Genomic DNA, 25023 nt, shown 5'->3' with positions numbered 1-25023 from the left:
GCGAGAGGACCGCTTCTCAGTCCGAAGCGTCCCCACAGCAGGCGGAATCCCTGGCATCCGCAGTGCGACAATTTCATCAATCTTTAAGGTCTTAAAAGCACAAAAAAACGGCTCCCCATACAACTTATGGGCGAGCCGTTTCACGTTAGAATTTAGTTGCTACTGCTAGCACTGCTGGTACTGGTTGCGCTGCTTTCAACGACACTGCTACTGGAACTAGCAACGCTGGAAGAGGTGGCCGCGGACTCACTAGAAGCACTGGCGCTCGTGGCGGTTGCCGTCACAACGTCGGTGATGTTGGTCAGGTTACCAGAGTAGACCCAGTAACGCTTAGCACTGTCCTTAGATGGACGGATGCGGTACCACATTGACCCGTTGCTCTTCTTAGCGGTCATGTCGATGTAGTAGGTCTTGCCAACCTTAGGCGAAATCTTAGACCAACTTTGACGCTTGGCGTTCTTGTTGGAACCCTTGACGTGGTTGTACAGGTAGTACTTCTTGTACTTGTTGCTTAGCTGTGCCTGCTGGTCAACACCAGTGTAGTTGGCAGCCATTAACTTCGTGTGGGTCAGGTTAATGCTGTTGTAGTACTTCTTGACCATTTGATAGAACATAGCCATGGTGTACTTTTGCCCGAAATACTTGCTCCCGGCGCTAGCGTAGTAGCCAACGGGATCGGTATGGGTAGAGCCACCGAGGTATTTCGCAACGGAACCGTGGGACCAAACCGTTCCCTTACCGTCGTAGGCAGCATCGTTAGGCTTCAAGTTGTATTCATCTAACAGATAAGCGGTATACCATGCGGCGTTCGCAATTTCGTGGGCGAAGGCAGACTTGCTGTGGACTTCGACCTGTTCAAATTGGAGAAAACGGGCGTTACCTGGATAGCCGACACCCCATGAGAGGTAGTCGGTATTGGCGATGTTGATGATGCTAGAAGCATCGACAAAGCTGTGAACGAAGGCGTTGTTGTAATTACGCTTCATGTAGGCAATTTCGTTGTAAATGGTTGAAGAAGGGTTGGCCGTTTCATGAATGACGACCCCTTCAGGTTTAGCTTTACCATTTCGATACTTGTACTTTGGAAATCCACCCCAAACATTCTTTGTGACTTTTGCCGGCGTGATGTCCTGACTATTAATATAATCGTTGACGTTGGAACTGGCAGCTGAAGCCGTGGTCGTTGACATGCCGAAAATTCCGACTGCCCCCAGTGTGGCCAGTGCGGTTAAAACTACTTTATGCATTTTCACCCTGATCATCCCTCATATCTTTCTTCTAGTTTAATTACGACAGCCGTGTGCTAGCGGTTGCTCAGTCGATAATATCCGTTATCAACTATATACATGATTGGCTCTGCCGACAACCGCCACATTGGGCTTTATGCGTAATATTACGGTGCTAATAACGAGTGCTATGGGCTTTACTGGCGGTGTTTGCAAATAGATTAAATGTTGGTGTCCCCTGTAACTTATCTGTAATATTAAGTGTCAGGGTTTATACATTTTGACTTGGTTAGCTATTTTATTGGCAGCAAGTCTACTCAAAATTAAGGTAAACGTTGACCAATAATGCTGATATAGTGGCGTTTCTCGGTTCTTTCTGGAAATGCGCCAAGCCTACCAGCGACACCCTATAAAGATATATTTCATCCGTAAATCTATTCAGTGTAGAAATCACTTAATGGAAGCTACTGGCTGAAGTCACAGTTAGCAGTTCCGCTAGTCGATACCCTCTACTGAAAAGGGTAACACCTAATGACCATGGAACGGAAGAATCTGCTTTGTTATCTCGCCAACTTACCAAACGCTGGTCAACATAAAAAGCATGCGCCTACTAGGATTCAGTAGGGCACGCTATTTTCGAGAATCTGCTAACGGTTAGTGCCTATGAAACGCATTTTGTAAATTGAAAAGCCATCTGCTGACTGCCCAACGACAATGACAATTTCAATCGAAATTGAGTGGCCCCAACGTAAAATCCAGAGCCTAGGCTAAGCGTCAGTAAAGTTAGCGCTCAACGTGAGCCGGAGGAGGCCAGGGATGCAGCCAGCCGTGGTAATCTTGTTAGCTGGCTGCTGGCTAGCTAACAAGATGGGCGACTTTTAAGACGCGTGTTTTCCGCGGCTTAAAAGCGAGCGAGAGGACTGTTTCTCAGTCCGAAGCGTCCCCACAGCAGGCGGAATCCCTGGCAACCGGAGCGCGGTCATTTCACGCAAGTATAACTACTCCGCAGTAGCCCAACTCTGCCGTTTCCGGTCGATGTGCAGTTTCTGTTGACATTCGGGGCAGAGACCGTAGACTTCCACGTGATTGCTGGTCACCAAGTACCCCGTTTGCTCGCTGGCCTGATGGTTCAGTTCCTGTTCGATCTCGTCGAAGTCTGGAGCGAAGACGTCGGTAATCTTGCCGCAATTCTCACAGATGACGTGATAGTGGGGCCGCCCGTAAAAGTCGTAGCGAATTCCACCGTTGTCGTTCGGTAATTCAATGACGATACCAAGGTCCACTAAGAGGTTAAGCGTGTTATAGACAGTGGCCATGCTAAGGTTAGGGAGTTGATCCGATAACGCATTAAAAATGGTGTCGACCGCCGGATGGTTATGGTGGGTCACCAGATAAGTTAAGATAATTTGTCGTTGTGGGGTCACCCGGACGTGGTGCTCCTTCAGCGTCTTCAAGGCTTGATTGAGAAGTTGTTGCTGACTAGCCATTGGGAATCCCTCCTTTAATTTATAATCAGTCTAGTTTGACTCTATTAAACCACATTTTGACGACACGTCCAGCATTCCGCTCTACTTTAGAATAAATCGTGATTAAAAATTAAAATTTGCCAAATTGGCGTTTACTTTTTCCGGGATAGTGAGTACAATGGATTCGTTAGCAGATAATAACCATTCTAAATTAGCTAAGATTAATTAGATACACCTAACTTTTGTTTCTAACTAGTGTTAAACTATAATGTGATTGAGTTATCGGAAATCTTTTGGGGGCGGAGTAGTTATGAAAAAGGAAAAAAAGCAAGCCACGTTGGCCCAAAAAATCAACGTGCTACGGGCCAGTGTGATGGGGGCCAACGACGGGATTCTTTCCGTTGCTGGGATCGTTATTGGTGTCGCGGGGGCGGCTACCAGTAGTTACGCCATCTTTATTTCCGGGATCGCCGGAATGATTGCCGGGACGGTCTCCATGGCGATGGGCGAGTATGTCTCGGTCAACACGCAGAAGGACGCGCAACGCAAAGCCATCGAGACGCAAACGGTCGCGTTGGACGATCATTATGAGGAGGAGTTCTCCTTTGTTCGTGATAAGTACGCGGCAACTGGGATCAAGCCCGAGTTAGCGGAACAGGCGACGAAGGAAATGATGGCCGATGATCCCGTGAAGACTACCGTCCGCGAACGGTTTGGCTTCAATGTTGGTGAGTATACCAATCCATTTTCCGCAGCGATTGCGTCAATGATCTCCTTCCCAACGGGGTCGATTCTGCCACTGCTGTCGATCAGTCTGTTGCCAGCAAAATGGCGCATTCTGGGGACCTTCTTGGCCGTGGTCGTGGCGCTGTCGATTACCGGTTACGTGGCGGCGATGCTGGGAAACGCAAACCGCCGGAACGGGACGATGCGTAACGTCATTGCCGGAATCTTAACGATGCTGGTCACGTACGGCATTGGTACTTTATTTGCCTAGGGGAGGCTCAACTATGGTTGCAAATCAAGAATTGAAGAAAGCTAAAAAGCAACATCAAACAATGGAAGAAAAGCTCAACACGTTGCGGGCCGGCGTGCTGGGGTCAAATGACGGTATCTTGACCGTTGTCGGGGTCCTGTTCAGTGTGGCCGCCGCAACAAATAACCAGTTTACGATTTTTATCGCCGGTTTGTCCGACCTACTGGCCTGTGCCTTTTCCATGGCATCGGGTGAATACGCCTCCGTCAGCACGCAAAAGGATACCGAAAAGGCGGCCGTCGCAAAGGAAAAACGGTTACTGGGCACGGACTATGCGGGGCAATTGAAGTCCGTCCAGCAGTTTTACCTAGACCGCGGGGTCACCGAAGAAACGGCACTGGCCATCGCTAAGGACCTGATGAGTAAGGACGCGCTGGGCACGGTCGTCAACGTTAAGGAAGACATTCAACTTGGCCACTACATGAATCCGTGGGACGCCGCCTTTTCTTCACTGATTGCGGCGTCACTGGGTGGGGCCTTCCCACTGGCTGCGATGACGCTTTTTCCAGCCGCAACGCAGTGGCCAGCGACCATCGTGGCCGTACTGTTATCCGTCACGTTGACGGGATTTCTGAGTGCTAAATTAGGCCATGGATTAGTGAAGACAGCTATTATTCGTAACGTGATCGTCGGGATTATTACCATGTTTATTCACTACTACGTCGGTCAGTTCTTCTAAGCAGATTATTCCCACTTTCTTATGGCATTGCCAGAGAGCAAGTGTAAAATGGGCCGAACACGTCAGATTGGGTCGTTGTTAAAATCGACGAGGTGTTCGGTCCTTTTGTATCCAGTCTTTGCTTAAGGCGAAGCTGACTGAGCATGGTGGCGCAGGCGAGATTGCCGGCGTCCACCCAATAGTCACTGACGGATTATTTTTTTGAAAGTGAGGAATTTGGCTTGAAGCGCAAGATGAGTTTATACTCGCTAGTCATGTTAACGCTGAGTGCCATCATTGGCTCGGGGTGGCTGTTTGGGGCCGGGATGGCCGCACAAATCGCCGGTCCAGCCGCAGTTTTATCATGGATTTTAGGGGCTGTCGTCATTGGCCTGATTGCAGTGAATTATATTGAACTGGGGACGATGTTTCCCACGAGTGGCGGGATGAGTCAGTACGCCGCGTTCTCCCACGGCCCCTTATTGGGGTTTGTGGCCGGGTGGTCGAATTGGTTGTCCCTCTTAACGATTATTCCGATTGAAGCGGTGGCGGCAGTCCAGTACATGAGTTCCTGGCCGTGGTCCTGGGCCAACTGGACGCGCGGGTTCTTGAGAGATGGCAACATCACCAATCAAGGACTGGTGATCGTCTTCCTGTTTATTCTGGCCTTTACCCTCCTGAACTTTTGGTCGGTAAAGCTGTTAACTCGATTTACGAGCTTTATTTCGATTTTTAAATTAGCCATTCCCACGTTGACCATCATCGTCTTGATCTGGACGGGGTTTGAACCGCAAAACTTTGCGCACACCGCAGGCTTCATGCCGGCCGGGAGTGCGTCGATCTTCTCAGCGACCACGGCCGCCGGAATCATCTTTTCCTACAATGCCTTTCAGACGACCATCAACATGGGCAATGAGATTGAGCACCCGGAGCGCAACATTCTCTGGGGCATCGTGATCGCCTTTGGAATCAGCACGGTGATCTACACGATGCTACAGGTTGCCTTCATTGGGGCCGTGCCAGCGGGGATGTTGCAACATGGTTGGCAGGGAGTCAACTTCCAGTCACCATTTGCCGACCTCGCCATTCTGTTGAACCTAGGCTGGCTGTCGACACTGCTGTACTTGGACGCTTTCGTGTCACCATTTGGCACCGGAGTCTCTTTCGTGGCGACGACGAGTCGGGCTCTGGCTGCCATGACTGGGACCAAGCACGTGCCAACAAGGTTGGGTGAAATCAACCGGAAGTACCAGACACCGCGACGGGCAATGATCGTCAATATGCTGCTCGGTGTGGTGTTGGTCGCGGGCTTTCGTAATTGGAGTACGTTGTCCAACGTCATTTCGACGTCGACGCTGATCGCCTATCTGACCGGGCCGGTCACAGTGACGGCGCTCCGCCATCAGGGACCTAAGTTTGTCCGGCCATTTCGACTGCACGGTCTGAACTGGTGGGCACCGCTGGCCTACGTGCTGGCAAGCCTGGCCATCTACTGGGCCAAGTGGCCGACTACGATTGAGGTCTTCGGCGTGATTGCGTTGGGACTGGTCTGCTACGTGTATTATGAAATCCGAAAGCCAGCGGGGTGGCAATCACTACGGGCGAGCCTCAAGGGCAGCCGGTGGTTGCTGGCCGAAATGGTTTGGCTGACCATCATGTCGCTGATGGGGAGTGCAGAATTCGGTGGGCTGGGAACGCTGCCGTATCCGCTGGACTTCGTATTCGTGGCGGCCGGGAGCTTGGCCTGCTACTACCTGGGCGTACACGACGCTTACTACAGTGAGTCGTTCCGCATCGCTGAGGAGTTGAACCAGCGAGTTAATGAGGACTAGTGGGATTTTGTTAGAATGGCCGCACTCCGGCTGTCAGGGATTCCGGCTGCTCTGACCGTGCGCTGTCATGACAACTGGTGGAATTCTCGCGTAGCCTACATGTCATAGTGTGGACGTTAACAATCCGTGTGGTCATTTTCCTAGTTGGTGGAGAGAATAACCGTGCAGGCCAAGAGGTTGTCAGACATAGGCTCAGTCGTGCCGGTTCAATTCATAGCTGGCCAGCCGGTAAGGCGAAGGTAATTTACACGCCAATTAAAACGATACTAAAACAAGTCTCCCACCCATTAATTTGGTGGGGGATTTTTTCATGGGGGCAATTCGAAAGGACTGGTAACTGTCGCTGGGGATATGCTACGCTGAGGGCAGCTTACAGAGGAGGTTGGCAGGTATTATGGTTAAACAGATTTGGCAACGCGTTGCTATGGCCGTTGCGGTGGTTGGTCTAGCGTCAACGGGGATGACGGTGACCGCAGCGGCGAAGGTTCAGTATTCGGCACAACGGTCAAATTCAATCAGGTTGATCTGGCGGCGGTCGATGGGGCGACACGCGGTTCATGCGACGGGTGAAGGGGCCCGCTATTCGAAGCACTTGGGTTATCGCTACGGGGATTTGAGCACACTGACCAAGCTGACATTTTACACGGATGCTCACGAAAAGGTGCAGGTCAAGGCGACCGGCAAGTATCGGATCTACTACCACGTGAAGAGCAGTGATGGGCTGTTCGCCGCGTGGGTGTGGCGCGGTTATCTGCAGGACGGTGTGGTAGCGACCCTGGGTCAGAGCGGGACGGTTAAACCCGTGACGGGCAAGCTAAATTTAAACAGTGCGCGAAGCACGGCGCAGTTTGACAAGGACGTGGTGGCTTACATTCAGCAGGCGTATCCCACATTCAAGTTCAAGGCAGCAGTGAATGCCTACGCCCAACTCGAGAGTGAGCAGATGTACTTGAATCCAGACTTTAACAGCGAACAAGCTATACAGCGGTTAAAATTAGACCCGCACAATTTGAACGGCAGCGTGGCTTACATTACGGAACAGGACTTCCAATCACGGCTGGGCCTGTCGCAGACGTACGCGACGCAGGTCAAGAACATGGCGCAGAACTTTGAGGATGCCTTACCAAGAGTTGCGTCGCCACGGGTGGGAATCGGGTTCCACACGGTACCGAATAGTCAAATGAAAGATCGGTCGCTCAAAGCAATGCGCGCGTATTATGCGGTAATGTATGAAGACGACAGTGAATAGCAGGAATTAAGAAAGGGGGTCACCAAACGCTAAACGGCGTGGTGGCCGCTTTTTCGTGCGGACCGATTAATTGAGGGCCGAACCTTTACTATCAGCGACTGTGCTCACCGTTTATGTGGCCGAGAAATAGCGTTCTGACTAAACTAGGTTCAATGAGAGGAAGGCAATTATAATGAAAAAGATTGTCAAAGGTATTATTGCCACAAGCGTTGGTTTAGGCCTATTTGGCGGAACACTAACCGCTTCAGCGAGCTCACAATACTCCGCCAGTCGGTCTAACTCAGTCCGATTAGTTTGGCGGCGGAGTATGGGCAAGCACGCGTTAGTGGCGAGTCAGGGAGCGCGTTATTCAGAGCATTTAGGTATTCGGTATGATTACAATAGTAATACACCAGATATGGTCTGGTATACGAATGCTCATGAAGAGTTATACGACGTAGATTCCGGAAACTATCTGATCTACTATCATGTGAACAGTGCAGATGGTCAGCATGGTGGTTGGATCTGGCGAGGGTATTTAAACGATGCTAGTTCGACGCAGAAAGCGAAGACTACTGTTCCGGTCGCGACACCATCGACAAGTACGACTGGAACTGGTTCAACCAGTACGAGTGATAACACGGCACCAGCAACGGCAACAACTTCAACGATGGATTGGACGAATGCAATCCAAGGCTTTGATTTACAACCGGCCGATGTCAACTTGATGAAGATGTTTCCAAATTGTGTTTATGATAGGTCAGTGGAGACTGCAGCTAATGATTTTATTGCAAATGGTAACAATATCCTCCAATTTGGTATGGGAACACCCCAAGCTCAAGCAGGGGTCGAATACCTTTTGAGTGGCATAGGAATTCAGTACAAAGACTTTAGGGCAATCGTAATTAATGTAAAAGATACAGATAACACAGACGAAATGGCACAAGCGCTATCAGCGGCGGGATATAGTAAGAATATTCGTGATTTTAGTTATTCAGGCTGGAAAATTGGTGGCGGGATTGAGGAGAACACTGATGATGAGAATACGCCGTATGGAGAGGGCGTCGTTTTCTTGGTCCAAGAATAAATAATTTTCAGCAATTTCAGTTTGTAAAGTTTCAACAGTTTTATATACAACACATGTTTAGTGTCAAAGTGAAATGTAAAGACAGAAAAACCTCACTACCAATCCGCTTTGAATTAGTAGTGAGGTTTTCAACTATTGAGAGGTCATTGTTAAATTTGCCAGGTTTGTTTAAAGTACTCAGTATCGGTGTGCCCGCCTGGAAGTCGGTATTGGATGATTTCGTTACGGGTTGGATTGATTTGGATGATTTCCCAAGCATTTTCAGACAATGTTCCGTTAGTACGAGAGCTAGCTCCAATCCCGCGGTCGGCTAATGCGCAAGCCGTTGTGATGAATTGAATGCCTCCTGAAAATGCATTATTATCAAGGTGGGTGTGACCAGCAAAGAAGCCAAGGATGTTTTCGTGATTACTCTGGTGATCCTCCAAAATATTATAAATATTTTGGCTAGATTGGATACCAGCTTGGTATGATTGTGCCGTAGAGTATTCAAACCAGCCATCCTCTTGACATGCCCACTGATTTAAAGGAACGCCGCTCAGAGAGATGTGGTCAAAGACAATAATTTTTTGACTATCATCAATTGTATCTAAGATAGATTGTAACCAATTTTGTTGTGCCGTAGAATATTCGGTGTGACCATGCCGAACCATCTCTCGAGTTGGATTGGAGGCATCAGCTTGATCAAACCCATCGAGGACAATGATAGTCACGTTACTGTTTGGAACCTGGTAAGATCCATATACAGCATTGTTTGGGTTGTTGTCAGGAATATTCAGCCAGTTACTGAACCAGTTTCGACGTAGGGACAAGGCCTCTTCATTCGTGATAATTTGACTAGCATCTAGTCCAGACTCGTCACGGGAATATCCTGAGTTGTCATCGTGATTCCCCTGTAGAATAATGTAGGGACGTTGACTGAATTTAATTGCGTCGACAGCTCGCTTGATATCCGCTTCTGAGATATCTTTAGGCTTAACGCCGTCATTCAAATCACCACCATGGATGACTAAGTCAACGCCAAAGTTTTTTGCGAAGTAGCTCATTAATTGCATACTGTGAAGGACGCGGGCGGTTCCGGGTGTTTTATAGCTATCGAAATGCGTATCGGTAATGTAGGCGATGGAAACACTTTGGTCATCGGCACTGGCATTGACTTCATCTGCTAGTTGTTGCATTGCGTTTAGTTCGTCAGAAGATGGCGTTAATTCGGTTGTAGCAGAAATGTTAGTAATGTTGGTTCCAACTTCAGAAGAGCTTGTATCATTGACATCAAAGAAGTTGGTTGTCGCGGTGTTAGGCCATAGTTCCGAGAAGGGCTGAGTAGCGTTGTAGTCGGTCAAAACATAGGAGTAAGTTGAGGTGTAGTGCTTTTTATCATGATAGTATGAACTTTTATAATTTGCGATTGTGCTAACAGGCAAATATAATTCATCACCACTATCGTTAACTACGACCCACAAGTGACCATTTGCGAATTCACGGGCTGTGTATGGAATCTTATTTCCAGCTAAATACTTTTTGACCTCAGTGGCAGCCATATCCGGTTGAGTACGTCCCATTGCGTTAGATTTCAATACTAGGCTTCCACGGCAAGGGTAAATATAACCCTCCCCGACTGGAACACGATTATCATCACTAGTCAGTTCCTGCAGTCCAGTATCCTGTCCAGTATGGTCTCGTGACGTAGTTGACGTGCTTGGAGTAGTTGTTGTACTGCTCTGGTCTTGAGGGTACACAGGGTCACCAGGATTGTCGTCGGTCCCATAAACGTGGAAAGGACTGATAGTGGTATAAGGGACATAGTAGGTACCAGAACCGTAGTGAGAGTATTCGAACCAGTAGTGACCATCATTTTTGATCTTAGCATCGTAGTAGACGGTGTCGCCACTGTTGAAGGTGTCCCCTTTATTGGCGGACATCAGATCATTGTCCCGCCCGCGGGCAGTTGTATTGAAGGTGAAGCTCCCACTCATGGTTAGGGTTGTGCCATCTGGCGTTTGGTCGGCGACATCCGCACCGGCTTGACCAGATAGGGTACCTAAGCCAGAATCGTTTGATGAAGACTGCGTTGGCGTCGAGCTGGCGGCTGCTTGAACCGGGTCAACGGGATTACTATCCGTCCCAAAGTAGACCCCAGTATCGGTGTTGGCGTACGGAATATAACGCCGGGTGCCACTATCCGCAATGTAGGACAGCCAGAGGTGGTCGCCGTTCTTTAATTTACTGTCATAGGTAACGGTCATGCCAGACGTATAAGTGGCGACACCGCCATCACTCATATCTGGGGTATTCCGTACTCGGCAGTTGGTGTTGAACGTGAAGGTTCCGGAGATGGTAATGGTATACATGTCTGGCGTGTTACTAACATCAATTGACATTTTGAAAACCTCTTTCGCTTATTATTTTTTGAATCCTTGTTACGATTTATATAATAAGGGCGAAAGAGCAGTGAAACATGCCAGTCGATGGTCAGTTTATGGTCAATCAAGGGCCACCTTTTAGCGAAGAGAGGATATTGAATTCGGGGACATGATTTATTTAATTTTCGGAAATGTTTTAGGGGTTGGATAGCTCTTGGGCAAGGTTCTGACTAAAATAAAAGTAAGACTGGGGAGGTCAAAACATGAAACGATTTGTTAAGGGAATCATTGCTGTAGGCATCAGTGCTGGTTTGTTAGGTAGCCTGAACACAACGGCGTCGGCGAGTTCGCAGTATTCGGCCAGTCGGTCTAATTCGGTGCGCTTAGTTTGGCGGACGAGCATGGGGCGGCACGCGATGACGGCAACTCACGGCAGTCGCTATTCAAAGCACTTGGGGACTTGGTATGGCTATAACAGCAGTCTTTCAGACGTCACGTGGGTGACCAATGCCCACGAAAAGTTGTATGACGTGGTTACCGGCAAATATCTGATTTACTACCACGTCAACAGTGCCGATGGTCAGCACGGTGGCTGGATCTGGCGCGGATATTTAAAACCGGCCGCTAGTAACCCCGCGACACCAACAACGTCAACGATGAACTGGACGGCCGCAACGCAAGCGGCAGGACTTCAGCCGGCAGACATTAGCCTGATGAAGTTATTTCCACATGCCACTTACGATGCCAAGTTGATGGCGGCCGTCAATCAGGTCTTTGCGTTCGGCGATAATCAGCCGATTCTAACGGAACAGATCATGCAGGCTAACAATGATTTCAATCAGGTGTTGACCGCTAACCATGACGACTACAGCGCCATTTACCTGGTTCGGTTCAAGGTGACTGATCCGAACAACCTAACCGAGGTCAAGCAGGCAGTGGCTACGGCGCTTGATGCTAAGGGACAGGCCACCTTACAACGCTGGCAGATTGCCGGCAAGATTGCGCCGCTCGGCATTGGAACGCAGTCGAATTATTTGCGGAGTGGCATGGGCTTACTGGTCTTTGCAATGAAATAACTAAAAAAGAGTGGGACAGAAGGCGGTTAGTCAATGAGCATTAACGTCGATAGACGAATAATCCCGGTTTTGGATTGTTTGTCTATCGGGGTTAAGCGGAGTTGACTGCCTTTTGTCGCACGTTTCCGCAATATACGTTCGGAGCGCAAAAAGAGTCTGGGAGTTTTTCCCAGACTCTTTCGTTTACAATTTGAGGTTACCGACGCAGCGTCCAGCGCCATTGCCCGTCCGTTTGGACAAAGCCAGCGGCAATCAGAACGGCATCGTCCAGTCGGGTGGTGTCTGGTAAGGTCAGTTTGGTCAACTGAAGTTCCTCACGCCCAAAGCTGACGAGCCGGTCAACGATTTCTTGTTGTTCGGCGGCGGGGAGGCGTTTGCCAGTCAAGCAGGCCTGCCCCTTATGCGCGATGAGATCGAGGTCAGTGAAGCCGCCCCAACCAATCAACTTGTGGGTGCGGCGCCGCTCGATGCCCCAAGTCAAAGCGGTGCGGCTCATGGTGTTACGCATGGTGGTGTTGACCCAATCGGCCGTTTCGCCGAGCTCCTGACTAGTCAGGTCGGCAACGTTTTTTAACTTGAAGCGGGTGAGCCAGTCGAAACGAAACGTGGGGGTTAAAAGGGGATGATACCCTTCGAAGCTAGACATGTGCGGTGATTCCTTTCTGAATCTGTTTAGCCCTATTGTACCGGTAAATGCTGCTGAACGCTAGTGACTTCCTCGGTGTTAATCGTTCAGCTGTGCTATACTTGAAAGTGATATTGGCAAGTTGAAAGGGGTAGCACACATGACGGAAGATTTTTATATTGGAACTTACACCAAGCGGATTAGTCGCGGTATCTACCGGGTCAGCGTGGACACCAAGGCACCGAAGTTAACGGATTGTGAATGGTTAGCATCAGCTGGGAGCCCAACCTACATCGCAAAGGCTGCGGCTAAGCGGTTGTATGTCATCAACAAGAAGGAAACTGACGGGGCTACGCATGGTGGATTGATCATCTACGATATGAGTGAAGACAAGCCACGGGCCATTCAACAGGTCTTGGCTACCGGTTCCTCACCAGCCTATGTCGCGGTTGACGAAGCGCGTCAATTGGTCTACACGGCCAACTACCACACCGCTGCGGTTCAGGTCTACGCCATCGCTGCTGACGGCACGTTGACGGAAACGGATAAAGTGATCGACCAAGATCCAGTTGGTCCAGCACCCGAACAAGCCGACGGTCCGCACCCCCATTTCGCTGACCTGACCCCCGATAACCGGTTAGTCGTCTGTGACTTGGGTTCAGATAAGGTTTATCTGTACGACGTGTCTGACGCCGGCAAATTGACCCCTGTTAGCCACGTTGATCTACCAGCTGGCTACGGTCCACGGCACATCGTCTTTGACGCCAAGAAGGGTGTCGCTTACTTAGTCGGTGAATTAAGCAGCAACGTGGCTACTTTAGACTACGACGCCGCTGCCGGCAAGTTCACGGTGAAGTCGATCATCTCGACGATTCCAGACGACTGGACGGCGCACAACGGTTCCGCTGCCATTCGGATGAGCAGTGACGGTCGCTTCATCTACGTGTCCAACCGGGGTAACAACTCCATCACGGTCTTCGCGACCGCTGAAGATGGCACGTTGACCACGGTTCAACGGATCTCCACGGAAGGTGATTTCCCCCGTGACTTCAACTGGACCTCAGACCAGAGCTTACTCCTGGTCGTTAACCAAAACTCCGACAATGCAAGTCTGTTCCAACGCGACGCCCAGAGCGGGAAGTTGACCTTGGTTCAAAAAGACTTCATGGTTCCGGAAGGCGTTAGCGTTTTACCGGCATAAAGAATAGAGTGGGCTCAAGGGCGGTTAGCTGGTGAGCATTAACGGCGGTCGGCGAATAATCCCGGGTTTGGATTGTTTGCTGACCGGTGTTAAGCGGAGCCAGCTGCCCTTGAGCGCACGTTTCAACACCATAAAATCAAAAATAGCGTTTGGAAAGTCTGTGTGCAACTCACAACCTTCCAAACGCTATTTATATATCTGAAATTAAGATTCCCCTAATGCTGATCATCCCGGTAGGCTATCCGAATAAGCTCAATAGCAAATGATGGCACGCTGACCAGCAGATAAAGTGCCGCCAGTCCGTTCACCAGAAGCGTCCACCAAACATCTCCGCCGACGAACCACGCAATCGCTTCCAGCGCGGCCAGCGGCCAAAATAAGTAGGTGAGCACCCGGCACCATTTGGAGTAATGCTTGGTTACTTTGTTGTAGCCTAACCAATGAAAGATGAATTCCCGACTGATTTTCATGATTTTTCCCCTTCCCCTAACGTTGTCCAGTATAGCACAACGGGTGAACGGTTTTGGGGTATTGGGGATGGACGGGCTAATATGTCTAAGCATTCAACAAGGATAGTGTTCTTTAAAGTAACCCGCCATCGTCTGTAAATGGTGCTCCAGACTGAGTCGCTTGACGACGCCCAAGCCGGGAAAGTGCTGCGTCACGTGATAGTCGGCGAGGGCCAGGGCGGCCGGTGTCTGGACCGCCGCGGGCTGTGCCGGTAACCACGCCGCTAACTTGGCCACGGCTTGGAAGAACTTCTCCTTGGGATGGCGGTAGTCATCGCGGTCATCGGACACAAAGCGGTGAATTCGTAGCTGGTCGCCGGCAAAGTAGGTCAGATGTAGGGTGACTGCGCGGGACGGATAGCCGTGCTCGCTGTAATGGGCGCCGCCAATCGTGTAATCGCTGACGCTGGTGTAGCCGTCCCAAGTGGCCGTTTGCCAGTCCTCGCTGAAAAAACCGTCCTCAATATCGGCATAACTGCGGTCGTGCTCAGGAATCCAGGCGTGATCGAACAGACTGCCCGTCGGCCGTGTGAGTAATTGACGAATGCGGGCTTCCGGGGGCACCAACAGGTAGGTCGGATCATCCAGCCATTCGGCGTGTTTGGCAGCGACCAACTCGTCGTATTGCCGCGCCACCAGTAGTGTTTGTTGCGTTGGGGTGGCGTGCAGGTCGCCCGGAATTGTAGTCGGCGTCAAAATGTGACCGACAATGAGGTTGGGGTTTTCAGCGTACGGTCGCCAATCGTAGAGTTTCTGCTGGGTCAGTGCGTAATCACTGACGGTCGGATTGGCGATGACGACCAGTGGCTGATCATGTTCCACGAAGGCCGCCACGGTCTGGGGAAGTGCACGAATGTCACGGACCGGCTCAATAATCGGGATAATATTTCGTGGCAAAATATGTTGTTGGGCAATGTTTTTCAGTGCCAGTAGGTCGTATTGCCGGCCGCGAAAGTAAGGAAAGTAGATCATGGGCGGCGCTCCTTCAGCTGGTCTTGGAGCTCGTGGCGTTCCAGGTTGAGCGCGTCGACTTCGCTCTGGAGGGCCGTGACCGCTGCGGACTGGGTGTCGTCGATGAATTGATCGTAAAAGTTGGCATCGGGATCGTAGACATCATAGTGTTGGTGCCTTTTTTTCAGTTCCTGATAGAGGTGCTCCGTGCTGTATTGCTTGAGGCCGGTCGCCATTTGTTTGGCCTTGCCGACTTCTCTGGCCTGCGAGGCGATGAAGCGGGTGGTCAATTCCGACTCGGGCACTTGTAAATCCTGCCGGCGTGGGGGCCGAGTCACGGTCAAATAGCCCGGTGTGGTCGGGGCCTCGGTCGCCGTGGCCAACATTTCCGGGTCAAATGGGCGGTAGATCAACACGCCAATGTGCGCCGGGATCTCGTCGGCGACCTCTTGATACAATTTTAGTGGCAGGACGAAGTAGTTGTAGTGGCCAACAAAGGAGAGCTTGGCCTTGGAGTGGAAGTCGCTCTTGGTGACCTTCAGCTCGTAGCAGCGCCATTCGATAGACTTGTCGGCCAGTTCCTGATAGCTGAGGGTGTCGACGATGCCGGCGTCGTCGGGCATGGTGACTTCCTCGACGGCAAAGGCCCCGGCTTCGCGGCAGTAGGCGTAAAGGGTGGCTTCCATGGCTAACGTTAATTTTGTCTTCATTGTGAGACCTCCTGATGCCAAAAATTCTGAACGGCGATCGGTAGTTGCTCCGGTCGGTAGAGTCGACGGAAATGCTGCCAGTGACGGGGATAGAGCTGGGTGTAGCGCGGACTGGCGAAGCGCTGGTCCATCAGTAAAATGATGCCAACGTCGTGGGACCCGCGAATCAAACGACCGGCCGCCTGAAAGACGTTGTTTAAGCCCGGTAGCTGGTAGGCGTACGCGAAGCCGTTGTGGGAATCCTGATCGAAGTAGTCACGAATCAGGTCGGTCTCGGGATTGATCCCCGGCAGGCCAACGCTGACAATGCCGACGCCAATCAAGCGGTCGGCCTTCAAGTCGATTCCCTCGGCGAAAATCCCTCCCAGCAGGGCGAACCCCACAAGGGTCGTGTCCGGATCGGCTTTGAAATTATCGAGAAATGCCGTCCGGTCCGCCTCGGCCATCTGGGCTTGCTGGCTGACGGTGTGGATGTGCGGGTAGGCCATGGCGAAGGCCTGACTGACATCGAGTAGGTAGTGGTATGACGGCAAAAAAATCAGGTAGTTGCCGGTTTTGCCGTCGACCAACGTTTTAATGGCCAGGAGGATGTTGGCCAGGTTGGCGTCGCGCTGTTTGTAGGTCGTTTGGATGTAGGTCGTGACCAGAATCTCTTGGTGCTGTGGCTCGAAGGGGGAGTCGAGGCGGTAGGCCAGACTGTCCTGATCGCCACCCAACACCGTTTGGTAGTAGTCCATGGGGGAGAGGGTCGCGGAAAATAAGACGGCGCCGTGTCCGAGGGCCAGACTGTCGGCGAGAAAGGCGCTGGGGTCTAGACAGAGTTCCTTTAGTGTGATGTTGCCATCGTCGATTTCGAGGCGCATGCGGTAGGTGTCGTCGTAGTACTCGCCGATACGTTGGTAGCTAATAGCGGCGAAGTAGTAGTCGAGAACAGCCTGGGTGAAGGGCGTCTGTGGCTGGTCGACCAGCCAGTCGTGGATGGCCTCGACTAGGCGGCCGAGGTCGTGTTCGAAGTTTTCGGGCGGCGTTAGGAAGGTGCTGTCGGTGCGTCCGTCTGCGAGTAGTGGCGCGCAGATGTCGTCAAAGGTCGCACGCAGGTCGGCCAGTCGGCGGTGTAATTTCTTGCTGGCTTGTGGCAGGTCACGACTCACTTCAACCAGGTGGTCAAGCGGTTGACTGCTGATGGCCGCGGAGTACATGTCCCGCGAGCGACTGACCAGGTTGTGGGCTTCATCGATCAGGAAGAAGTTATCCGGGTCCTCGGTCGCAAAGAAACGTTGCAGGTGGACTTGCGGGTCGAACAGGTAGTTGTAATCGCCGATGATGACATCACAAAAAAGACTGGCGTCGAGTTGAAATTCAAACGGATCCAGCGTGTGTTTGCGCGCATACTCTTCGATGACCGGGCGGGTGAGCTGGTCGTTATTTTGGATCAGGTCCAGCAACGCCGGTTTGAGGCGGTCGTAGTAGCCGAGCATGTATGGGTTCTCTTCGGGCAACAGGTCGGCCTCTTCGGGAAAGGCAATCTTAGCCTTGGCGGTGAGCGTGATACTCTTTAATTTGAGTCCCTGACTAGCCATGAGCGTGATGGCCTCCTCGGCAACGCGCCGGGTGCTCTGCTTGGCGGTCAGGTAGAAAATGCGTTGAATGACGCCCTCACCAACCGCCTTAATGGTTGGAAAGAGCGTCGAAATGGTCTTCCCCGTTCCGGTCGGGGCCTCGGCAAAGAGCCGTTTACTGGTGAGAATCGTCTTGTAGACGGCCACCGCTAGTTCCCGTTGACCTGGCCGATAGTGGTCAAAGGGGAAGGTGAGCTGTTTAATGGTTGGGTCGCGGCGGTCACGCAAATCGGAGCGGAATTTGAGCCAGGTGACGTATTCGGTGATGACGGTATCGAAGAAGTCTTGTGCCTCGGCGCGGGTGATAGTCTGGTCAGTCTGCGTGGTGGTCTCGGTGTTGGTCTGAAAGTAGGTCAACGTGAGGGTCACGGCGTCGAGGTCGGTTTCCTTCTCCATTAACAGGTAGGCGTAGATCTTGACCTGCGCCCAGTACAGGGTCAGGGTATTGTCACTGAGTTGATTGAAAACGGTCTCCGAAGTCTTGATCTCTTCGATGCTGGCGCCATCTTCCGTTAGTGTGACCCCGTCGGCACGGCCGTGGAGCAAGTAGTCGTTGCCGTTTAACGTGAGGGCCTTGTCGAGATAGTATTCCTTCTGATAGTCTGCACCGCGTTGCTTTTGCAGGCGACGGTGAATCTGTGCGCCGAGTAGCGCCGTATTCTGGCTACCGGAAGTGCTGCTGAGGTCCCCAGTTCGTAAGGTGAACTCCACCAACTCCCGTACACCTAATTTAATGGTCATCACTCGTCGCCTCACTTTCTATTTTATGTTGGGTTGTGTTGTGCGTAAATGGCCGCACTGCGGCTGCCAGGGATTCCGCCTGCTGTGGGGACCGGTCGCAGCCTGAGAAGCGGTCTGTGACCTCGGGATGAAGCCGCGAAGCTCACCCGTCTTCATCCCGTCCCATGCCGTAAGCTGCCAAAGGACGTCAGCTAACGCCATCGACACAGCGGGCTCCATCCCTGGCCGCCTCCGGCTATGATTGTGCGCTGCTACAATGAATGTTGTGGTAGTAATGATGTCAATTATGTAATATGTCGGTTTGAATTTTGTGGTAGACGGTATGTTGATTTAGTAGTCGTTTTTTAGTTCTCATCATAGGTGGTATGGGGATGATGCTTACTTACTGATAAGCAGGAGTCACCAACTGCGGGAAAAACTACGACGTTGAAATAGGCTGTCGACACGAGCCGGAGGAAACCAGGCAGAGCACTGTGTCGGTGGTGTTAGTCGACGTTTCTTAGTCGGCTTACAGCACGGGGCGAGCTTGGAGACTCGTGACTTTCGAGGCTTCAAGTCGAACTCGCAGACCGCTCTTTGGCTGCGGGTGTCCCCCACAGTGTGGCGCCTGGTAGCCGCAGGCGGCAGTCACACAGCTTGTTTCACACAACCGGTATCATACCATAGATTGGGCGAAGTTTGAACGCGCGTTCGGCTCGAATTATTTCTTGTGATTTTCTTATAAAAGTCTTGGCACCAACTATGTAATCGCTTACAATGGAGATAGAGGTGATCACGATGAAAACGATTGGCTTTCCTTTATATGAAGTAACGCCCTCAATTGACGAAGCAGTTGCCCTGAAGCAAATTTGTTCACGCTACACGGGCACAGCAACTATCAAGGTCCGCGATGTCGAACTTAACCCGCAACTCCAGCATGAAGTGGCCCAGCTATCGAAGTATGGCGGAAAATTCATTCAAGTGGTTGCGGATGGTCCGGACGAAGCCCAATTGGCGGCCGCAATCCATCAACAGTTGGCAAAGGATCAATTTTGTTATTAAAAGAGATTATGTTAGAGGGGGGGGCTGGCTATATTCTCTTTTTGGTTCAGCACCTAAAGAATACCAGGGATTACCATCTCTGTGTATGCATAAGCTCAAGGGGTCCATCTAAGAAATCATACGATTTTTTGGATGGACCCTTTTATTCGAGTTGGAAGTTTTGTCCTAGACTCTTTTTTTAGGTTGACTAATTTAAGATTTCACTTTTTAGTTAAATCGGTCAATAGATTCGAATAGATTCCAATAATTTTTGTGTGCTTGTAATAGCTCATTGTGAGACGCAAATTAACCTAACTATTCAAATAATTAGCTAACAGTAAAATACTATAGTGTGGTTGAATAGAAAAAAACAGCTATTAGAGGCGGTAACATGAAAATTAACAAATATTTTTATAAACAAATTACATTTTGGTTTGGTAATCTCTTCATAATTTCAACAATTCAAATATTTCCTATATTCACGAATCATTATATTTATAGTAAAGAAGATTGGTTTAGAAATGCAACAGAATTTTTTGTTGGCGTTTTCTTAGTTGGATATAGTTTTTTTAAAAGTAAGTGACTTTCTCCAAATCATCCAATATTGAAGCAAAGGTTTCCAACTAGAAAGGTATAAAATATGCTGAAATTTAATTGTGAGCTTTGAGAAGTTAAAGACGGTTGGTAAATCCATACTAAGAGGGTGATTGCTATGCAAAGTAGTAAAAAAACTCAAAGAAAGGAGATACCTTTTTATCAGCGTGGGCTTCCATGGTTCTTGAAATTGCGGGGTTTGCTTTATTTAGTGGTGAGTTGTTTGACGTTATTCTTTAAACGTTTGAACACTCTCAATAAAGTAATGACTGCATGGCACGAATCATTAGAGAACGCTTATACACGAATTTAGAAAATAAAAAGACCGTCATAACTTTTGGCGAGACGGGGCTATACTCTTTTTAGTCGTGGGCGCTTGACGAGCGGCAGGCGATTCGCTAAGCTCAATTTAGATTGCGTGAAGGGAGTCACCACATTTGGACGAAGCAAAAATCACACGGCTATGTCAGATTGCCCCCAAGTATGGCTTAACGTTGGCACACGAGGGACTGGTCATTACCAAGGTCAACGGCAAGGCCACGAGCCTGGATACGACTAAGTACATGCCAGATCAATTTATCGACCTGTTAGCGCAGATCATTGCGACGAATATGAAGGCCGATTTATGGCAGTGGCAGTAACGCCAAGTGGGGGTCATTTTAACACGGCAAGTTATGTTGGCTCACAGCTAAAAATACGAGAGAAAATTTCGGGTCACCGCGATGGCGATTGGAAATTTTCTCTCGTATTTATTTTGGTTTCAATTAGATTAACACTAAGCTTCTTCCCAACGGTCGAAGTCCTGTGCGTGGCTGGCCAGGTAGGCGATGGCTTCTTTGCCCAACGTTTCGCTGGCGGCCGTGAAGTCGTGCTTTTGGTTATCTTCATCGGCGTCCGCTTCGTCGCGTAAAAAGCCCGCAGCTAAGTCGAGATACTTAGTCCGACGCCCAACACCGTCGTCCTTAAACAATTGATCCAGGCCGGTTAAGTCGGACTGGGCTGCCGTTGCGACCTTTTTGGCCAAATCGGGTTGTTTCCCCAATTTTTCAGCCGCATAATCCATCAGAAAGTCATTCATATCAACGATAATAGCGTGCCGTTCCGCGCGTTCATTCTTATTTGCCACTTCTGGTCACCTCTCAATTCTAATTCTAGTCATTTACCGGGTAAGACGCAATTAATCCCCCATAGTTGGTGTATTAATCGTGTTTGGGGGTTAACTATCTGAAATATCGAGAATAAATCAAAAATCCGGCAACATTTACCGAAAATTTACACGAATGCGACGAAGAATATATATTCATCGCTTAGAATCAAGGTTGTAAGTTAAGGGGAGGCACCACGAAGATGCTTAGCTTACGAAGTGGTGGTTCTACTATACTTAAAAAAAGACATGGAGTGACAGAGATGAATAAGGGATCAAAGTTAGCAATGGGGATTGCAGCAATTAGTTTACTATTAGTGGGTTGTGGCAAGGCCACGAGCTCATCCAGTAGCAAGGGCAGCAGTAGCGAAGCACTATCCGGCAAGGTGACAGCGGTTGGCTCAACTGCCTTACAACCATTGGCAGCAAAGGCCGGCGCCAACTTCACCGCTAAGAACAGCAAGGTGACTCTGACGGTTCAAGGTGGCGGTTCCGGGACTGGGTTGAGCCAAGTTCAAGCCGGTGCTGTTTCTATCGGGGATTCTGACATTTTCGCTGAAGAAAAAGACGGAATCAAGGCTGACAAGTTAACGGACCACAAGGTTGCCGTTGTGGGGATGGCCCCAGTTGTCAACAAGGATGCCGGTATCAAGAACCTGAAGATGGCACAATTGAAGCAAATCTTTACGGGTAAGATCACTAACTGGAAAGAAGTTGGTGGTAAGGACCAAAAGATCGTCATCATCAACCGGGCTCAAGGTAGTGGGACTCGTGCAACGTTCGAAAACGCCGTTCTTAAGGGTACTGACGCTGTGAAGTCTCAAGAACAAGATTCTAACGGTGCTGTTCAAAAGATCGTTGGCTCAACGCCAGGTGCTGTAAGTTACTTAGCCTTCTCATACTTCACGAACAAATTACAAGCCGTTTCCATTGATGGTGTAACGCCAACGGACAACAACGTTGAAACCAACAAGTGGAAGATCTGGTCTTACGAACACATGTACACGAAGGGCACGCCTGACAAGGCCACGACTGCCTTCCTGAAGTACATGGACTCCAAGACGGTTCAAGACAGCTTGGTTAAGGACATGGGTTACATCAGTATTCACGACATGAAGGTATCTAAGGATGCTAAGGGTGCCGTTACGCAAAACTAATTTTTAAAATCAGTTGTTTGTCACATGGGTGGAGGTGCGGTCGTAGCGCCTTCATCTTTTTTTAAGGGGGAGTCAACTTATGGAACAAACCAATTTTCAATTGAAAAAACAAGACGCCCAATCCCACGAATGGGATGCCCGCCTGCACCGGGCAACCCGCGCAACCCGTAAAGATTGGATTGGGCGCGGCATCAGTTACCTCTGTATCGGCGTGATTATCTTGGTGGTCGCGTCCATGCTGTGGTTCATTACATCTAAAGGGATTGCGACGTTTACGCAGAACCACGTCAGCTTGTGGAAATTTCTGTCGGGAACCAACTGGGCTCCTGATCAGGGAAATATCGGTGCTCTACCGATGATTGTGGGGTCGTTTGCCGTAACCTTTGCCGCTGCCATTGTGGCGACACCGTTTGCGGTCGGAACTGCCATTTTCATGACGGAAATCTCACCAAATAAGGGACGAAAAGTACTCCAACCCGTCATCGAGCTGTTGGTTGGGATTCCTTCTGTAGTTTACGGATTCATCGGGTTAGCCGTCGTTGTTCCATTCATGCGACATTTAGTTGGGGGCTCTGGTTTCGGGATCATTTCGGCAACCTTCGTGCTCTTCGTCATGGTGTTGCCAACGATTACCACGATGACGGTCGATAGTTTACGCGCCGTTCCGCGGCACTATAAGGAAGCGTCATTGGCTTTAGGGGCGACCCGCTGGCAAACCGTTTCGCGGGTGATCTTACGTTCCGCGACCCCCGGGATCTTGACCGCCGTCATCTTCGGGATGGCGCGGGCTTTCGGTGAAGCTTTGGCCGTTCAAATGGTGATTGGGAACGCAGCTATCATGCCTAAAAACCTGATTTCACCAGCATCAACTCTGACCAGTCAGTTAACGACTGGAATTGGGGACACTATCGATGGGACGTTGCCTAACAATGCCTTGTGGTCCTTAGCGTTGATTCTGTTACTCATGTCATTATTCTTCAACGCACTGGTTCGATTCATCGCTAAGAGGGGGCAATTAAAGAATGGACGCTAAACGTAAAGATTTTATCGCGACGGTCGTCATTGATTTAATTGTGGCTGCAGTGGTCGGTATCTTGGTCTTCTTATTGGCCTACATCTTGATTTCTGGGTTACCGCATGTGAGCTGGTCCTTCTTAACGGGAACGACTGACGCTTTCAGTGGTGCCGGTGGTATCGGCGTACAACTCTTCAACTCCTTTTACCTGTTGGTTTTGACAATGTTGATTTCTATCCCGATTTCGTTGGGAGCGGGGATCTACTTGGCGGAGTACGCGAAGGACAATTGGCGGACAAGCTTGATTCGTTCCGCAATTGAAGTCTTGAGTTCACTGCCATCCGTTGTTGTTGGGTTATTTGGTTTCCTGCTGTTTGTGGTGAAGTTCAAGATTGGCTTCTCTGTTATTTCTGGGGCCATTGCCCTGACCTTCTTCAACTTGCCGCTGTTAACACGGAACATTGAGGAGTCGCTGAGTGCCGTTCCCCGTAACCAACGGGAAGCTGGGCTATCACTGGGCTTGTCCAAGTGGAAGACCGAAATCGGGATTATCTTACCAGTCGCACTACCAGGAATCGTGACGGGGATCGTGTTGAGTGCTGGGCGGGTCTTCGGTGAAGCCGCTGCCTTGATTTACACGGCCGGTCAAAGTGCGCCTGTCACCAATTTTTCGGACTGGAACCCTATGGATCCGGCGAGTCCGCTGAACCCATTCCGGCCCGCTGAAACGTTGGCCGTTCACATTTGGAAGGTCAACACGGAGGGGCTGGCCAGCAACGCGGCGCAACTGTCCGCTGCCGCTTCAGCCGTGCTGATCATTGCCGTATTACTATTCAACCTAGGTGCCCGGGTATTGGGGAACTTCCTTTACCGGCGCGTCACGGCCAGCAAGTAAGGAGGAGCTGCTATGTTAAAACAATATTCGTTTGAAAAGACTGCTGTGCAGACCTTCCCCGATAACGTGTCCTTGGCGATGCGTACGGAAAACTTGCAGGTCTTCTATGGCGCGAACCACGCGATGCACGATGCCGATTTGGGCTTTCCCAAAAACCAGATTACCGCATTAATTGGGGCCTCTGGTTCCGGAAAGTCGACCTATCTGCGTTCGCTGAATCGGATGAATGATAATATCGCCACCGTGACCGGTAAAATTTGGTACCACGGCGTCGACATCAACGAACCGAACGTGAACATCTACGAGATTCGGCGCCACATCGGGATGGTCTTTCAACGACCAAACCCATTTGCCAAGTCGATTCGTGAAAATATCGTGTACGCGTTAAAGGCGAACGGGATAAAGGGCAAAGCAGAACTAGAAGAACGAGTTGAAACGAGCTTGAAGGGCGCTGCCCTGTGGGACGAAGTCAAGGATAGCTTGGACAAGAGCGCCTTGGCGTTATCTGGGGGCCAACAACAGCGGTTATGTATTGCCCGCTCGATTGCGATGGAACCCGACGTCTTACTTTTGGACGAACCTTGTAGCGCGTTAGACCCAATTTCAACAGTGAAGGTCGAAGAGACGTTGTTGGAATTACAAAAGAAGTATTCAATTATCATCGTGACCCACAACATGCAACAAGCAGCGCGGGTCAGCAGTCAGTGTGCATTCTTCCATCTCGGTCACGTGATGGAGTACACGCCAACCGCCACGATGTTCAGCAATCCGCAGATTCCAGTAACTCAAGATTACATCTCCGGAAGCTTTGGGTAGTCGTTTTAAAATCAAGTACCATGGGGGAGTCGAGGCGTCATGCTCGGCTCCTTT

The 25023-nt window shown here is 50.2% G+C and carries 22 protein-coding genes; 13 read left to right on the top strand and 9 right to left on the bottom strand.

The annotated features are described in order from the left end of the window. Positions 1-152: 152 nt before the first annotated feature. The gene (locus FC99_RS08905) at positions 153-1247 is read right to left on the bottom strand and encodes a peptidoglycan recognition protein family protein (RefSeq protein WP_048736372.1); all 1095 of its coding nucleotides are present in this window, start codon (positions 1245-1247) and stop codon (positions 153-155) included. A 977-nt stretch (positions 1248-2224) separates the two neighbouring features. Continuing rightward, positions 2225-2713 (bottom strand): Fur family transcriptional regulator, encoded by a 489-nt coding sequence (locus FC99_RS08900; protein WP_048735002.1) that lies wholly within the window; start codon positions 2711-2713, stop codon positions 2225-2227. 289 nt (positions 2714-3002) lie between these two features. Between FC99_RS08900 and FC99_RS08895 the strand changes: the two genes are divergently transcribed. The 5 genes from FC99_RS08895 (at position 3003) to FC99_RS14035 (ending at position 8533) form a co-directional block, all read left to right on the top strand. Then, complete coding sequence (locus FC99_RS08895; protein WP_048735005.1) at positions 3003-3689, top strand: VIT1/CCC1 transporter family protein; 687 nt, start codon at positions 3003-3005, stop codon at positions 3687-3689. Between the two features lie 13 nt (positions 3690-3702). Beyond that, positions 3703-4407 (top strand): VIT1/CCC1 transporter family protein, encoded by a 705-nt coding sequence (locus FC99_RS08890; RefSeq protein ID WP_048735007.1) that lies wholly within the window; start codon positions 3703-3705, stop codon positions 4405-4407. A 221-nt stretch (positions 4408-4628) separates the two neighbouring features. Next, positions 4629-6218, top strand: coding sequence for an APC family permease (locus FC99_RS08885; RefSeq protein ID WP_082153248.1), 1590 nt, complete (start codon positions 4629-4631; stop codon positions 6216-6218). Positions 6219-6612: 394 nt separating this feature from the next. Next, entirely contained in the window at positions 6613-7467 is an 855-nt protein-coding gene (locus FC99_RS08880; protein WP_048735010.1) for a hypothetical protein, read from the top strand. Between the two features lie 172 nt (positions 7468-7639). Beyond that, a complete protein-coding gene (locus tag FC99_RS14035; protein ID WP_048735012.1) occupies positions 7640-8533 on the top strand; it encodes a hypothetical protein in 894 nt (297 codons plus the stop codon). A gap of 149 nt (positions 8534-8682) precedes the next feature. Here FC99_RS14035 and FC99_RS08870 read toward each other — a convergent pair whose 3' ends face one another. After that, positions 8683-10914, bottom strand: a complete 2232-nt coding sequence (locus tag FC99_RS08870; RefSeq protein ID WP_048735014.1) for an SH3 domain-containing protein — start codon at positions 10912-10914, stop codon at positions 8683-8685. A 245-nt stretch (positions 10915-11159) separates the two neighbouring features. Between FC99_RS08870 and FC99_RS14210 the strand changes: the two genes are divergently transcribed. Continuing rightward, positions 11160-11972, top strand: coding sequence for a hypothetical protein (locus FC99_RS14210; protein WP_048735016.1), 813 nt, complete (start codon positions 11160-11162; stop codon positions 11970-11972). A gap of 196 nt (positions 11973-12168) precedes the next feature. Here the strand turns inward: FC99_RS14210 and FC99_RS08860 are convergent, their stop codons facing one another. Beyond that, positions 12169-12618 carry a GNAT family N-acetyltransferase gene (locus FC99_RS08860; RefSeq protein WP_048735017.1) on the bottom strand — a complete coding sequence of 150 codons (450 nt, stop codon included), beginning with the start codon at positions 12616-12618 and terminating at the stop codon, positions 12169-12171. Positions 12619-12757: 139 nt separating this feature from the next. Here FC99_RS08860 and FC99_RS08855 point away from each other — a divergent pair, with 139 nt between their 5' ends. Beyond that, a complete protein-coding gene (locus FC99_RS08855; RefSeq protein ID WP_048735018.1) occupies positions 12758-13798 on the top strand; it encodes a lactonase family protein in 1041 nt (346 codons plus the stop codon). A 215-nt stretch (positions 13799-14013) separates the two neighbouring features. Here the strand turns inward: FC99_RS08855 and FC99_RS08850 are convergent, their stop codons facing one another. From FC99_RS08850 to FC99_RS08835, 4 genes are all read right to left on the bottom strand, one after another. Further along, entirely contained in the window at positions 14014-14268 is a 255-nt protein-coding gene (locus FC99_RS08850; protein ID WP_048735020.1) for a hypothetical protein, read from the bottom strand. 93 nt (positions 14269-14361) lie between these two features. Continuing rightward, positions 14362-15279, bottom strand: a complete 918-nt coding sequence (locus FC99_RS08845) for a sce7725 family protein (protein WP_048735022.1) — start codon at positions 15277-15279, stop codon at positions 14362-14364. Beyond that, complete coding sequence (locus FC99_RS08840; RefSeq protein ID WP_048735024.1) at positions 15276-15968, bottom strand: hypothetical protein; 693 nt, start codon at positions 15966-15968, stop codon at positions 15276-15278. Before FC99_RS08840 ends, FC99_RS08845 begins: the two co-directional genes overlap by 4 nt. Further along, the gene (locus FC99_RS08835) at positions 15965-18328 is read right to left on the bottom strand and encodes an ATP-dependent DNA helicase (RefSeq protein ID WP_048735026.1); all 2364 of its coding nucleotides are present in this window, start codon (positions 18326-18328) and stop codon (positions 15965-15967) included. Before FC99_RS08835 ends, FC99_RS08840 begins: the two co-directional genes overlap by 4 nt. A 777-nt stretch (positions 18329-19105) precedes the next feature. On the opposite strand from FC99_RS08835, the gene FC99_RS08825 reads away from it, so the two are divergent. Both FC99_RS08825 and FC99_RS08810 read left to right on the top strand, forming a co-directional pair. After that, positions 19106-19369 (top strand): hypothetical protein, encoded by a 264-nt coding sequence (locus FC99_RS08825; RefSeq protein ID WP_048735029.1) that lies wholly within the window; start codon positions 19106-19108, stop codon positions 19367-19369. Positions 19370-20379: 1010 nt separating this feature from the next. Further along, entirely contained in the window at positions 20380-20583 is a 204-nt protein-coding gene (locus tag FC99_RS08810) for a hypothetical protein (RefSeq protein ID WP_048735033.1), read from the top strand. Between the two features lie 134 nt (positions 20584-20717). Here the strand turns inward: FC99_RS08810 and FC99_RS08805 are convergent, their stop codons facing one another. Next, positions 20718-21068, bottom strand: coding sequence for a hypothetical protein (locus FC99_RS08805; RefSeq protein ID WP_048735034.1), 351 nt, complete (start codon positions 21066-21068; stop codon positions 20718-20720). A 281-nt stretch (positions 21069-21349) separates the two neighbouring features. Here FC99_RS08805 and FC99_RS08800 point away from each other — a divergent pair, with 281 nt between their 5' ends. From FC99_RS08800 to pstB, 4 genes are all read left to right on the top strand, one after another. Then, positions 21350-22243 (top strand): phosphate ABC transporter substrate-binding protein PstS family protein, encoded by an 894-nt coding sequence (locus FC99_RS08800; RefSeq protein ID WP_048735036.1) that lies wholly within the window; start codon positions 21350-21352, stop codon positions 22241-22243. Positions 22244-22322: 79 nt separating this feature from the next. Further along, positions 22323-23276 carry a phosphate ABC transporter permease subunit PstC gene (gene pstC / locus FC99_RS08795; protein WP_048735038.1) on the top strand — a complete coding sequence of 318 codons (954 nt, stop codon included), beginning with the start codon at positions 22323-22325 and terminating at the stop codon, positions 23274-23276. Then, positions 23266-24153, top strand: a complete 888-nt coding sequence (gene pstA, locus FC99_RS08790) for a phosphate ABC transporter permease PstA (protein WP_048735039.1) — start codon at positions 23266-23268, stop codon at positions 24151-24153. The genes pstC and pstA overlap by 11 nt, the downstream gene beginning before the upstream one ends. Positions 24154-24165: 12 nt before the next feature. Beyond that, the gene (gene pstB / locus FC99_RS08785; RefSeq protein WP_048735042.1) at positions 24166-24969 is read left to right on the top strand and encodes a phosphate ABC transporter ATP-binding protein PstB; all 804 of its coding nucleotides are present in this window, start codon (positions 24166-24168) and stop codon (positions 24967-24969) included. The last annotated feature ends 54 nt before the right edge of the window (positions 24970-25023 follow it).

Origin of the sequence: Levilactobacillus koreensis JCM 16448 (assembly GCF_001435525.1) — a bacterium.
Classification (GTDB): domain Bacteria; phylum Bacillota; class Bacilli; order Lactobacillales; family Lactobacillaceae; genus Levilactobacillus; species Levilactobacillus koreensis.
Note: the sequence above shows the minus strand (reverse complement) of the source record. Positions and strands in the feature narration are given on the sequence as shown.